General features: G+C 65.6%; 14 protein-coding genes. 8 read left to right on the top strand and 6 right to left on the bottom strand.

Annotation, left to right across the window (positions count from 1 at the left end; all coding sequences use genetic code 11):
• Positions 1–49: 49 nt before the first annotated feature.
• From AB0M74_RS02835 to AB0M74_RS02805, 7 genes are all read left to right on the top strand, one after another.
• Entirely contained in the window at positions 50–526 is a 477-nt protein-coding gene (locus AB0M74_RS02835; RefSeq protein ID WP_364900864.1) for an HAD-IIIC family phosphatase, read from the top strand.
• A 302-nt stretch (positions 527–828) separates the two neighbouring features.
• Positions 829–1,122: a metalloregulator ArsR/SmtB family transcription factor gene (locus AB0M74_RS02830; protein WP_364900861.1), complete on the top strand. Its 294-nt coding sequence runs from the start codon at positions 829–831 to the stop codon at positions 1,120–1,122.
• Between the two features lie 18 nt (positions 1,123–1,140).
• Positions 1,141–2,163: an LLM class flavin-dependent oxidoreductase gene (locus AB0M74_RS02825; protein ID WP_364900857.1), complete on the top strand. Its 1,023-nt coding sequence runs from the start codon at positions 1,141–1,143 to the stop codon at positions 2,161–2,163.
• A gap of 141 nt (positions 2,164–2,304) precedes the next feature.
• Positions 2,305–2,934 carry a 1,4-alpha-glucan branching protein gene (locus tag AB0M74_RS02820; protein ID WP_364900855.1) on the top strand — a complete coding sequence of 210 codons (630 nt, stop codon included), beginning with the start codon at positions 2,305–2,307 and terminating at the stop codon, positions 2,932–2,934.
• A gap of 45 nt (positions 2,935–2,979) precedes the next feature.
• Positions 2,980–3,576 carry a DUF308 domain-containing protein gene (locus AB0M74_RS02815; RefSeq protein ID WP_364900852.1) on the top strand — a complete coding sequence of 199 codons (597 nt, stop codon included), beginning with the start codon at positions 2,980–2,982 and terminating at the stop codon, positions 3,574–3,576.
• 261 nt (positions 3,577–3,837) lie between these two features.
• On the top strand, positions 3,838–5,091 hold the full coding sequence (locus tag AB0M74_RS02810) for a S8 family serine peptidase (RefSeq protein WP_364900850.1): 1,254 nt from the start codon (positions 3,838–3,840) through the stop codon (positions 5,089–5,091).
• 410 nt (positions 5,092–5,501) lie between these two features.
• Complete coding sequence (locus AB0M74_RS02805; protein ID WP_364900847.1) at positions 5,502–7,043, top strand: three-helix bundle dimerization domain-containing protein; 1,542 nt, start codon at positions 5,502–5,504, stop codon at positions 7,041–7,043.
• Positions 7,044–7,326: 283 nt separating this feature from the next.
• Here AB0M74_RS02805 and AB0M74_RS02800 read toward each other — a convergent pair whose 3' ends face one another.
• The 6 genes from AB0M74_RS02800 to AB0M74_RS02775 form a co-directional block, all read right to left on the bottom strand.
• Positions 7,327–7,770, bottom strand: a complete 444-nt coding sequence (locus AB0M74_RS02800) for an SRPBCC domain-containing protein (protein ID WP_364900844.1) — start codon at positions 7,768–7,770, stop codon at positions 7,327–7,329.
• Between the two features lie 54 nt (positions 7,771–7,824).
• Positions 7,825–8,175: a winged helix-turn-helix domain-containing protein gene (locus AB0M74_RS02795; protein WP_364900841.1), complete on the bottom strand. Its 351-nt coding sequence runs from the start codon at positions 8,173–8,175 to the stop codon at positions 7,825–7,827.
• Positions 8,172–8,624 (bottom strand): SRPBCC domain-containing protein, encoded by a 453-nt coding sequence (locus AB0M74_RS02790; RefSeq protein WP_364900840.1) that lies wholly within the window; start codon positions 8,622–8,624, stop codon positions 8,172–8,174. Before AB0M74_RS02790 ends, AB0M74_RS02795 begins: the two co-directional genes overlap by 4 nt.
• A gap of 307 nt (positions 8,625–8,931) precedes the next feature.
• On the bottom strand, positions 8,932–9,939 hold the full coding sequence (locus tag AB0M74_RS02785) for a hypothetical protein (RefSeq protein ID WP_364900837.1): 1,008 nt from the start codon (positions 9,937–9,939) through the stop codon (positions 8,932–8,934).
• Positions 9,940–9,994: 55 nt separating this feature from the next.
• A complete protein-coding gene (locus AB0M74_RS02780) occupies positions 9,995–10,840 on the bottom strand; it encodes an alpha/beta hydrolase (protein WP_364900834.1) in 846 nt (281 codons plus the stop codon).
• Positions 10,840–11,430, bottom strand: coding sequence for a WHG domain-containing protein (locus AB0M74_RS02775; RefSeq protein WP_364900831.1), 591 nt, complete (start codon positions 11,428–11,430; stop codon positions 10,840–10,842). The genes AB0M74_RS02780 and AB0M74_RS02775 overlap by 1 nt, the downstream gene beginning before the upstream one ends.
• A gap of 152 nt (positions 11,431–11,582) precedes the next feature.
• On the opposite strand from AB0M74_RS02775, the gene AB0M74_RS02770 reads away from it, so the two are divergent.
• A complete protein-coding gene (locus AB0M74_RS02770) occupies positions 11,583–12,416 on the top strand; it encodes an alpha/beta hydrolase (RefSeq protein ID WP_364900827.1) in 834 nt (277 codons plus the stop codon).
• Positions 12,417–12,581 lie beyond the last annotated feature (165 nt).

Genomic DNA, 12,581 nt, shown 5'->3' with positions numbered 1-12,581 from the left:
GCCCGGTACGGCGGGAAGGCAGCGATGACCGAGCGATAGGGGCAGGCCGATGAGACCGGCTCTGAGATGTCTTGTCTGGGAACTGGACAACACCCTGTGGGACGGTGTCGTGTGCGATGCGACGAGCAACATACCGCGCCCCGAGGCTGTGCGCGCACTTCAGGTATTGAGTGACCGCGGCATCTGGCATGCCGTCGCCGGCCGTGGTGATCGGGAACGGACCCTCGACAAGCTGTACCGCCACGGCCTCTATGAAATGTTCTCGGCGATCGAGATCGGCTGGGGTCGTAAGTCCTCCTCTCTGGTCCGGATCGCAACAACCCTCGGCCTCCCCTTGGACACCATCGGCTTCATCGACGCCGAGCCCATCGAACGCGCCGAGGTCCAACGTGCGCTGCCTCGCGTCCGCTGCTACGCGGCCCGCAACGTCGATGTTCTCTCCGCCCTCCCCGACTTCCGTCCGGTCCTGCGCACCGGCTCGAACCCGACGCCCCCTCTGGGTTTCGCGCGGGTTCCCGCGTTGTAGACCCGCCCACGTGGTGAACGCCGGTTGACCCGGTGGCAACGAGCACTGGGCTACGCGGTACAGGAGTCCGTACAGTCGCTCGTCGACCGACCAGCACGGCGCCGGGGTAGTCCGAGCTTTTGTGAGTCGGCTCGCGCTGGAGTGCGGCGGCTTCCTTCCCGGACCGACAGCGCGTGAGACCACCGTACCGACACCATCGCACCAGGCCGCCAGGTCCTCCTGCCAGTGAGCGGTGTCATGGTGCCCGTGCGGCGGCCGAGGAGTAAATTCGTTAATTAGCGAAATATCGAAGGGTGGTGTGTGTGCTCGACGAGTGCAAGGCATTGGCCAACGAGACTCGGCTGCGCATCCTGGAGTGGCTCAAGGACCCGGACGCGAGCTTCCCGGACCGGGCGGGGGAGACCGCTGAGCTCGGGGTCTGTGTGGGTCTTCTCCAGCGGAAGGCGGGGATGTCGGCGTCGACCATGTCGGCGCATCTGGCGATCCTGCAGCGCGTCGGGTTTCTGTCCGCCACACGGCGGGGGCAGTGGACCTACTACCGACGCGACGACTCCCGTATCAGCGCCTTCGCCGATCAACTTCAACGCGCGCTCTGACCCAGGAAAGGCGGCAATATGCCCACCGCGAAGACGCCCACCGCACTATCCATTCTCGATCTCGCGTCGATCGCGCCCGGTCGGACCGCGCGCGATAGTTTCGACAACAGCGTCGCGCTGGCCAGGGCTGCCGAAGGCTCCGGTTACCGGCGCGTCTGGTACGCCGAGCATCACAACATGGCCTCCATCGCCTCCAGTGCGACGAGCGTTCTGATCGGCCATGTCGCGGCGCACACCGAGACCATTCGGCTCGGCGCGGGCGGCATCATGCTGCCCAACCATTCGCCACTGGTGATCGCCGAGCAGTTCGGCACCCTGGAGACACTGTTTCCCGGGCGGATCGACCTCGGGCTCGGCCGCGCGCCGGGCAGCGACCAGAAGACGATGCTCGCGCTGCGGCGTAATCCGAATTCGGCGGACTCCTTTCCACAGGATGTGCTGGAACTGCAGGGGTATCTGACGGGTCGGTCGCGGATACCGGGCGTGCAGGCCGTTCCGCGGGCGGAAGGGGTTGTGCCGCTCTACATTCTGGGGTCATCACTGTTCGGTGCGCAGCTCGCAGCGCAACTCGGTCTGCCCTATGCCTTCGCCTCCCACTTCGCACCGGATGCCCTGCATCAGGCGGTCGCGGTCTACCGCGACAGCTTCCGGCCGTCGGATCAGCGGGCCGAACCGTACGTGATGGCCGGAGCCAATGTGTTCGCGGCCGAGGACCATGACGACGCGGCCGCGCAGAAGACGATCGCGTATCGGGCGCGGGCGCGGGCGATGGTGTCGCGTGGCGCTGCGGGCAGCAGGTTCAGCGATGCGGAGATCGATGCGTTTCTTGCCTCGCCGAACGGCAGTCAGCTCGCCTCGATGACCCGCTACACCGCCGTCGGCACGCCCGCCGAAGTGCGTGACTACCTAGACGAATTCGCCGCGTCCATCCACGCCGACGAGCTGATCCTGGCCCATCACGCCACGCGGATCGACGACCGAGTGCGCTCTGTCGAGCTGACCGGGCGGGTCATGGCGGCCGCTTCGCTGGTCGCCGAATAGTCGGCTGAGCGACGAATCTCCCTAACTATCGACACTTTCTGGTGCCATCCGGCGAAGGCGCCGCCTCGTGGGCGTCGACCGGACGAGCGGTCGGACATGTCGCCGCCTGCGGCCCGCCGAGCGATCAGGTTAGGGTTCGGCATGGCTGTTATCCATCAGACCTCCATGTCGCCGGGCAAGTTGGAACTACTCGCATCCTGGTTGCCGACGCGGACCTGGTATCACGCGAGTGGTCGGCCACCGCGGCTGCGCAAAGCCGGCGGGTTCCGCCTCGATGATCCGGCGGGCGAGGTTGGTATCGAATTCCTGGTGATCGCAGACAGTTCCAGTGTCGAGCCGGCTGTCTACCTTGTTCCGCTCACCTATCGAGATGGCCCGCTCGCGAATGCCGAGAACGGCCTCATCGGCACTTCGTTGCACGGTGTGCTCGGGCAGCGGTGGATCTACGACGGAACGCATGATCCGGTGCTGGTTGCGCAACTTATGGCGCTGTTGGCAGGGGAGGCGCAGCCTCAGGCCCAGAACAACAGTGACACACCAGATCTTTCGGTCACCGTGGCTGCCGCCGATGTTGTGTCGCAGACCGCGGAATCGGCGTCGGTGGTCGACGGGGCCGATCGCACCGACATCGCCATGTCCGACGGTGTGATCGTGCGTGTCGAGCGGTTTCTCCGTTCCGGCGGCGTGTCGCAGAGTCCGCACGTCACCGCACCGTGGCGGCTTCCGGACGGTACCGACACGCGCGGGATTATTCTGGCCGCGCGAATATGACCGCAAACAAACGGTTATCTGCATAGCGGGTCATATCATGTGGCTATGCCCGAAAACGAGAGTGCGGGGCGTGGCGGTGTGCTCTTTCACGGGGCGAGGCAGGCGGTTCTTGTCGCCGGTGCCTGCTCGGTGATCCTCGGTGCGGTCATCGCGGTGTGGCCACATAAATCGGTGGCGATCGCGGAGCTGCTTTTCGGGTTGTATCTGGTGCTCAGTGGCGTATTGCAGATAACCATTGCGATCGGCTCGCGGTTCGCGATGCCGCTGCGGGTGCTGATCTTCGTCAGCGGCGCGCTATCGGTGTGCCTGGCGGTGCTGTGCTTCCGCAGCGGGAATTCGGTACTGCTGCTTGCTCTGTGGGTCGGCATCGGCTGGGCGATCCGCGGGGTTACCCAGGCCACGGTGGCGGTGTGGCACGATGGGCTGCCCGACAGCGGTAAACAGGAGCTGTTCGGCGTGGCCACGATGGTGATCGGGATCGTGGTGATCGTGGTGCCCTTCGATTCGCTGGACGTCTTGGCTGTGGTAGCCGGTGGTCTGCTCGTGGTGCTCGGCGCAGTGGAGATTCTCTCCGTCGGCCGTGGCCGCGGTGGGCTGGTGAGCCTGCCGGAGACTGCTCGGGTTCCGTTGGCGCCCAACTGAGCTGGCGAGCGGGCCGGGCAATTGGTTGACTGTGCGGCATGGCATCCACACACCGGCGGCACAGTTCGTATGAGTCGGCGCAGGCGGGGGCGACCCGGCCGGGCGCGGAGCTGATCGTCGTCACCGAACGCACGACATCGGCTATTGACGAGATTGCGCTGAACACCCAGCCGGTCCACCCAATCGCGTGTGGCCGACCTGCTGCCCTCAGGTGCTCAGATTGTCCGAATCTTCGGGCCCGCCAATCGACTCCGCCGAAGATTGGTCGACACCGCGGGGGAGCCGGAGGGTGCGGACTACCTGAACTATTTTTCGGTGCACGGCGTTGCCGACCCGGAAGCTGTTGCCGCCCGGCTGCGCGCGGACGACTCGGTGGCCGCCGCCTACATCAAGCCGCCCGCCGAACCGCCCATCGCGCCGCCGATCGACGCGGGCATCGCGGCCGCACCCTCGCTCACCGACGCACCGCCGGTGACTCCGAATTTCGAAGCACGCCAAGGCTATCTGGATACGGCGCCGCAAGGTGTCAACGCACGCTGGGCTTGGACTCGACCGGGCGGCCGCGGCACCGGGATTCGCATCGTGGACGTCGAGGGCGCCTGGCGGTTCACCCATGAGGACTTGCTCGACAACCAGGGAGGTGTGATCGGCGGCAGTCCCTCCGCCGACTTGGGTTGGCGTGACCACGGCACCGCGGTGGCCGGTGCGATCAGCGGTGACGTGAATGTTTTCGGCATCACCGGTATTGCGCCAGAGGCGAACATCCGAGCGGTGTCGATCTTCGGGGGAGCGGGCTCCGCGGCCGCGATTCGTACGGCTGCGGATGCGCTGAGCGCCGGAGACATCATCCTGCTCGAGCTCCACCGGCCCGGACCTCGATTCAACTATGCGGGGCGGCCCGATCAGCGCGGCTACATCGCGATCGAATGGTGGCCCGACGACAACGCCGCGATCCGCTACGCCATCGGCCGCGGCGTCATCGTGGTCGAGGCCGGCGGAAACGGGGGTGAGAATCTGGACGACGCGCTGTACGACACGCGTCCTGCCGACTTCCCGATGTCGTGGCGCAACCCGTTTCGGGACGGCAGCGCCGACTCCGGCGCCATCGTCGTCGGCGCGGGCGCTCCACCACCGGGCTTCCACGGCCGCGATCACGGACCAGCTCGGTCGCGACTGGCCTTCTCCAACTACGGCTCTCGCATCGACGTCCAGGGTTGGGGGCGGGAGGTGACCACCACCGGATACGGCGACCTGCAGGGCGGCTCGGACGAGGACCTCTGGTATACCGATGTCTTCAGCGGCACCTCCAGCGCGTCGCCGATCGTGGTCGGCGCTGTTGCCTCCTACCAGGGCATGTCCGCCGCGAGCTCGGGTCGCAGGACACCGGCGCAGATTCGCGCGCGACTGCGTGAAACCGGATCACCGCAGACCGATGCGCCACAGCGGCCCGCGACCCAGCGCATCGGCAATCTGCCCGACCTGCGCACCCTGATCGAACCGACGACCGACACGTAGTTCCACTCGTATCGCGACGTCGGATCGGCGGCTGGTCTTCTCGTCACCGTGGCGACCGGTCTGATCGGACCGTGGGCAATCGCCAGATTCGGCGTCCTCGGCGCGGTCGGATACTGGCAGGCATGGCGAAAGGGGTTGTGGTGGAGCAGAGGTGAGTCCTGCGCTAACCCGACGTCTCTCGGCGCGGCGGGCGTCTTCGGCACTGCGAACATCAGGGCAACGGCTGGTGGCGAGTATCTATGGGGGCGTTGAACTTTGCGTGTCCCAGTGACGGCGGGCGGGTGCCGTCTCCTGGATGGTGAACACCCGATCGGTGCAGAGATCGATACGCGGACAAGGCTCTGAACTGGTGAAAGGCCGTTGAATCCGGATATTCCGACAGTCCGTCGGTGCGCGAACTATCGCGCCCGATGTCTCCAAGTGTGGTGAATGCCGCGGTGTCGACCCTCGGAAATGTCGGTAGCGTTCGGCGCGGCGCGGGCAGGCCAGGTGACTTTCTCGCGACTCCAGACCGATTCGAGGCCGAGGAGATTGTGGTGGGTGTTCCTACCGTTCGCGAAGAACAGGCTATCCGTCGATTGACCGATCGTCTGGTCGAAAGCTTCACCGACACTTACCCTGTCGAGCGCGTCGAGACCGTGGTCGGCGCCGCACGCAGTCGCTTCGAGGGCCATCCCGTTCGAGAGTTCGTTCCCATTCTGGTCGAACGCATCGCCCGGCGGGAACTGGAGGCGACGCCGTCCTCGCCCGCGGACGGTGCGATGATTCCGGTGGCCGAATCTGCTTCTTCGGCAGTGCAATCGGGCGCCGGCGGACGGTGGAACACGGATCTGCGACAGTCCATCGGCTCGGTCTTCGCCGGGCAGCGCCTCGTGGCAATGTCGATCGCGGCGCTCGTCGTTGTCGCCGCCATTGTAGTGACAATAGCTGTGCGCCAACCGGATTCGCCTGCGGACGCCGGATCTGGCACGCAATCGCCCGTCACCGTGCACGGGGTGGTCGGGTCGGAGAAGATCGCGTTCTTCTCCGACCCGAAAGTAGTCGAGGCACTGGCCCGCAACGGTATGAAGATCGAGGTCGATCCGGCCGGTTCCCGGCAGATCGCCACCTCGATCGACTTGAGCAAATACGATTTCGCTTTCCCATCGAGCGCGCCCGCCGCCGAACGCATCCAGCGCGCCCGCAACATCACCGCGAAATACACGCCGTTCTCCTCGCCGATGGCGATCGCTACCTTCCAGCCGATCGCGGAGCTGTTGACCGCGGCGGGTGTGGTACATCCTGGTCCGGTCGCCACCTTCGATATGGCCCGCTACCTCGAGCTCGCCCGCACCGATACCCAGTGGGATTTCCTGCCGGGCAACACGGCCTATCCGGTGCGCAAGAACATCGTGGTGTCCACGACCGATCCGCGTAGCTCGAACTCCGCCGCCATGTACCTGGCCATCGCCAGCTACGTCGCCAATGACAACACCATCGTGCAGGGTCCCGCCGCCGAGCAGGCCGTGCTGCCCGCGGTGTCGAAGCTGTTCGCCCGCCAGGGCTACACCGAGAACTCCAGTGAAGGCCCGTTCAAGGAGTACCTCGCGGCAGGCATGGGCCCGACTCCGCTGGTACTGATCTACGAAGCCCAGTTCGTCGAGGCCGCAGCGCGTGGACAGGTCAAGCCTGGGATGGTGCTGACCTACCCGTCGCCGACTGTGCTGTCCAAACACACACTGGTGCCACTCAATACCGAAGGCGACCGGATCGGGCGGCTGTTGTCGACCGACCCGCAGCTGCAGCGGCTCGCCGCACAACACGGCTTCCGTACGGGTGACACCACCCCGTTCGCCGAAGTCATCGCGGACAACCACGTCCCGGTGCCCACCGACCTGATCGATGTGATCGAGACACCCGCCTATGACACACTCGAGCACCTGCTCGACGGTGTCACACAGTCCTCCAACTGAGGTGTCGATCGTTGCTTCCACGGCGGTCATGGAAGTTGTCGCCGGTCCCGTCAGCTTCCGATCCCGACCGGTGAGTAGCGGTTCCCCGCGGTGTCATGGTCACCCTGCCCGAACCTGGACGCGCTGATCGGGCTGCTGCCGATGCCTACCCTCACGCAATGTCGTCTGTGTCCGGGCCGCCGCACGACGCCACCTCCACGGCAGCGATGCTGTCGGTGGAGGTGCTGTCGGTGACTCCGGCGACGGTGCGAGATCCAGATTCCCTTCCGAATCGAGCAGACCGTCAGTGCCAGTCGCTGATCTGGACGTCGTGGGGAGCCTGAGCGCCTTTTCCGGTTTCGATCAGCGACTTCAGGCTCATCAGGAAGATCGCCCACTTGGTGCTGCAGTGATGCATGAATTCCACCGGCGCCTTCCAGCCTTGGTGTGCGAAGAGAACGATGGTGTAGCCGTCGACCTGATCGAGGTCCCAGTTCACCTGGGTACCGATCCATTCTTCGGGTCCATCGACCACCTCCCACAGCACGCGCTTGTTCGGGGCGAGCTCGAGTACCTTCATGTCGAATCCACCGGCGCTGAACCGGAATTGGAGCACACCGCCGACGTCATTGCCTTCGCCTCGGGTGTCAGCCGTCCACCAATCGGCAAGCCCCTCGGTGGTGGTCAGGGCCCGATAGACCTCGGCCGGATCTGATTTGATGCCAACCCTGTGCAGGATGTCCACCATTTTTGTTTCCTCTTTCCATTGCTGGTTCTCGTCGGATTCGACAGGAGTTCACGGCTATATGCCGCGCTGGTCTTTCCCACGCTGAATCGCTTCGGCGATCCGCTTGATACGCCGGAGCCTGGCGTCCCACGCCGCCCCCACCGAGGACAGCTGTGCGACCGCGCGAGCGAGTTGCGCCTCGTCCACTTGGTACCTCTTCTCTCGCCCGGCGGGCGTGGCGTGCACCAAACCGACGCGGTCGAGCACGCTGAGATGTTTCGCGATGGCCTGCCGTGTCACGGGTAGCCGCTCACTGAGGCTGGTGGCCGTGCCATCGCCGTCGGCAAGGAGCAGGTCGAGCATCCGCCGACGGGTCGGATCCCCGACCGCGGACCACAGATCGTCGTCGACGGCGGCGGCGGTCATGGGGTCGACACCAGCCGCGCGATGTACTCCCCGAGTCGGGGCACGAAGGTGTCCCAACCGACGCTGTGTTCGCGGTACTGCTCCTCCAACTTCGCGGCCTCCCAGCCCATCTCCCGGAACCCGGTCTCGGTGAGCCGAATTCTGGTCCCGGTGCCCGACGGGGTGAGCTCGAAGGTGACCAGCATCGAGTTGGCGGAGTCGTCGACCTTGCCCTCGGGATAGCACCAGCGGAACGAGAACAATCGCGGCGGCTCGGCGTCGACCACGGTGATCGGGGCGACTTCCGTCCGGTCGCCCCAGACGAGCTCACCGACTGCGCCGGGAGTCGCTTCGATCTCGGCATCGTCTGTCCACCATTCCGAGATGTGCTCGGGGCTGCTGATGACCTCGAAGACCACCTCAGGTGCGGCGTCGACGTGGATCTCTCGTTCGATGCTGCCGTACTCCATACTCGTCCCGCTTCCTCTATGTGCAACGTTTGGTTGCGTATCACGCTAGCCGACTTCCGGGTGTCGCGCAACCATTGGTTGCTTATAGGTGGCGGCCGAGTGAGTCGGAAATGGCTGAGGTCACTCCGGTCCGTAAAATTCCGGATGTCACCGACCTGCTCGTATCGGGTGCCACACCATCGGGCCGCGGAGCTGGAAGCCTATGGGGGAAACCGGTCCCAGCGCATGCTCGCTCGATAGGCCACCGATCACGGTTGCGGCGCTGTGACCCAGCGGCCACGTCCAGCGGCAACCAGGTCTGGTGGTTTCAGAGTAGCGAGTGCTCTTCGATCAGCGTTTGGTACAGCGTGAAAGCGGGCTTGGGGCGGTAGTCGTCGGTGGTGATACCCAGCTGGTTGGTGGGTTCCGGCGCCGCGGAATCGGCGTCGCGCAGGCCGAACAGCTCGTAGTGGGTGATGTTGTGAACAGGCGCGGCGTCGATGATCGTTTCGATCATTTGCTCGAGGCTGTCGGCTTGGTGGCGGGCGGAGCGGTCCGGTCCGGTGGGGCTGCCGTTTTCGGCGATATGCAGTGGTGTGGAATCCAGATGTGCTGTGGGGAGGCTGGTTTCGCGGAGGTGGCGGATGGCATGTTCGGTGAGTTCGACGAGGTTGCCTGGTGCTCCCGCGGGGGCGACTGGGGAGAAGGCGTCCGGGTAGAGGGCGAGGCCGACGTAATCGACGTGGTCGGCGAATTGTGTGATGGGGATCTTGGACAGGTGTTGCCAGAAGTCGGTGTCGCCGCCGAGCCATTCGGGCGGTTCGGCGACCGAGAATCCGAGTTCGATGTGGGTGTGGCCGAGCCGGTTCAGTGTGCGACGGGCGTGGGCTATGCCATGGGTGAGTGCGTCGAGAACCGCGGGTGAGCTGCCATCGATCCAGGGGATCGGGAAATTGGGTTCGAGAGTTATCTGCAGGAATCGGGTGATTGCGCCGTAGCGTTGGATGGCGCGGTCGATGAAGGCCAGCCAGCCCGGGATGTCGGCAGTTGTCGGCAGATAGCTGAGGACGAGATCGAGTTGGCGGCGCTGGTCCACATACCACTCGTCGGGCATGGTGAGACTGCGTAGCTCACGTTCCGGATCCACCACCGCGATGCGTTCCGGCTCCGGTACGGCGCCCAGATAGTGCAGGTACTCGCGGACGACAAACGGTTTGCCGGAGGGTAGCGCGGTAACGAGTGTGTCGATCGCCCCGACATCGTCGGGGGCTCCGATGCTGGTGCTTACCTGGCTTGCGGCGTAGATGCCGAAGGTCAAACCTTTGCTGGCGCGCATACCGTCAACCCTAGGCCGAGTCCGGCCCACCGCCGTAGCAGTGGGCCCGGCCGGCTCAGCTCGTGGCGCCGCGGGCGCCCAGCAGCAGGTCCAGTACAAGCTGTGTGAACGCCGCCGGTTCATCGGTGAAACCGCTGTGGCCGCCCGGGAATATCGTCAGCGGCAGACCGAGTCTCTCGGCGAGGGCCGCGGCCGGGCGGTGTGGCAGCTTCCCGCGGGTCAGCTCGCCGGCGCCGAGGACGAGGCGGTTGGAAACAGACGTGAGCGCGGACTCGTCGGGCAGGTACGAGGTGATCGGTCGTAGTTCGTGCTCGATCATTACCGGTCCGTTGGCCATGAGCCTGCGGATCAACCCGGCCGCGCGGGGCGGGAGGTCATCAGGGTCGGGCAAGCCCTTCATAGTGACACCGACCCCTGCCGCGAACCGAGCGGCCGCCGCGGCGGCACCCTCGGTGCGCAGCAGCAGGCAGACCTCGTCGATGAACACGCGATGCGCCGCCGCATCAGGCAGGATTGCGAATATCGGGGGTTCGTGGGCGATGACGAGCCGAAGGCGTTCGGGGTGTTTCGTCAGCAGATCGAGCGCGACGACCGCACCACCGCTGCCGCCGAACACGTAGACGTCTTCGCCTGCGGGAGTGAGATGTTCGAGGAGGCGGTGGGCGTCGTCACTCATCACTTCGGCGGTCAGATCTCCGCGTTCCGGATCGTCGAGAGTGCTGTGTGAATAGCCGCGCGGGTCGATGGCGACGACGGTGAAATGCTCGGCGAGCGGCTCGGCGAGCTGGTCGAAGATGGCGGCGTCACCTCCGCTGCCCGGCAGCATCAGCAGCACCGGGCCGCTGCCGCGGATCTCGTAGAAGAGAGTCGCGCCAGGGACCTTCAGTATCTCGCTTCGCATTACTTCTGCTCCTTGTTGTCGGTCGAGGGCCACTGTTCGAGTGCGATGTGCAGTGCGTCGATGATGCGGTCCCACGAAGCCTCCGTCGGGCGCGAGTGTCCGAAGCCGCCGGCAGCTTCCAAGTTCGTGTAGCCGTGAAAGGTGCTGCGCAGCAGGCGAACCGCATCGGTAAGGTCGGGTTCGTCGAGGCCGTAGGCGCGCAGGATCCCGTAGGTCAGGTCGATGGCGCGGTGCAGGCCGGGCCAGGCGGCCGCCACCTCGGGGTCCACCGGCATCTGGGTTGCCGCGTAGCGGCCAGGGTGGGCGAGTGCATACCGACGCCAGGTGTTGGCGTAGGCGGCGAGCGCGTCGCGTCCCGCGAGGCCGGCGACCGCCGCGGCGATCAGGGTGGTCTTCTCCTCGGCGGCCAGGAGGGACACCCGCTGGCGCAGATCCTTGATGTTCTTGATGTGTGAGTACAGGCTCGCGTCTTTGACGTCGAACTTCCGTGCCAGTGCCGACACGGTGATGTTGTCGAAACCGACCTCGTCGGCCAGGTCGGCCGCCGCGTGGACGATCTTGTCGGCCGTGAGGCCGGCACGGGGGGACATGGGCGCCTCCTAAGCTAGGAGTACTAGGCTATATCCTAATATGTCTAGGTTCAAGTGGCATTGTCCAGGGGATATCCGGATGACCGATGAGTTTTCGGTGTGGCCCCAGTCAACACACATGGACCCGCAGGACTACTCCACCAGGAGAATCAATGACCTCGACTTCGACCGCACCCGCCACTACCGGCACTCTCGACGTACCCGGCGCCCGTCTGCATTACGAGCTGCGTGGTACCGGACCACTGGTCGTACTTGTCGGTGCGCCCATGGGCGCGGCGGCCTTCGCGCCGCTGGCGGATTTGCTCGCCACCGATCACACCGTCCTCACCACCGACCCGCGCGGCCACCGGGGCAGCGTGCTCGACGACCCGAAGCAGGACTCGACCCCCGAGCTGCGCGCCGACGACCTCGCCCGCCTGATTGTCTCCCTCGGCGCGGGACCGGCCGTGGTGTTCGGCTCCAGCGGCGGCGCTGTCACCGCGCTGGCGCTGGCGCAAGCCCAGCCCGATCTGGTCACTACAGTCGTTGCGCACGAGCCGCCGTTGGTCGCGCTGCTCGACGACCGCGTGGAGCAGCGAGCGAAAACCGAGGAAATCATTGCCACCCATCAGAGCGGCGATACCTTGGGGGCGTGGCGGAAGTTCATGGCGCAGGCCAACATTCAGATGCCGGAGCCGGTGCTCGAACAGATCTTCGGCGGGGAGCGCGAGCCTGTGCAGCAGGCGAGCGAGACTTATTGGTTCGCGTACGAGCTCCGCGCAACCACCTCATGGGAACCCGACTCGGCGGCGTTGCGCGCGACGGCCGCACGCATCGTGATCGGTCTCGGCGCGGAATCGGCCGGACAGTTGTGTGAGCGCACCTCGCAGGAGTTGGGGGAGATGCTCGATGTCGAGCCGGTGCTCTTCCCGGGCGGCCACACAGGTTTTGTCGAGGACCCGGCGGCCTTCGCCCCGCGGTTGCGTGAAGTATTGCGGGCGCAGTGAGTAGGCCGACATAAAATCGGCGCCGTTCTTGCCCGGCATGGAGTCCCGCCCAAGCCGGCACCGCAGGGCTGAGTGCTGACTTCGGCGGGGCCGGCTGCCTCCGGATTCGGTGGCCCCTGACCGAGATCCCGAAAACGACCCGTCGGCCGAACATCATGCCGCACA

Source organism: Nocardia sp. NPDC051463 (genome assembly GCF_040681975.1).
Lineage (GTDB): Bacteria > Actinomycetota > Actinomycetes > Mycobacteriales > Mycobacteriaceae > Nocardia.
The sequence above is the reverse complement of the archived record's forward strand: the minus strand, read 5'-3'. Positions and strand labels throughout refer to the sequence as shown.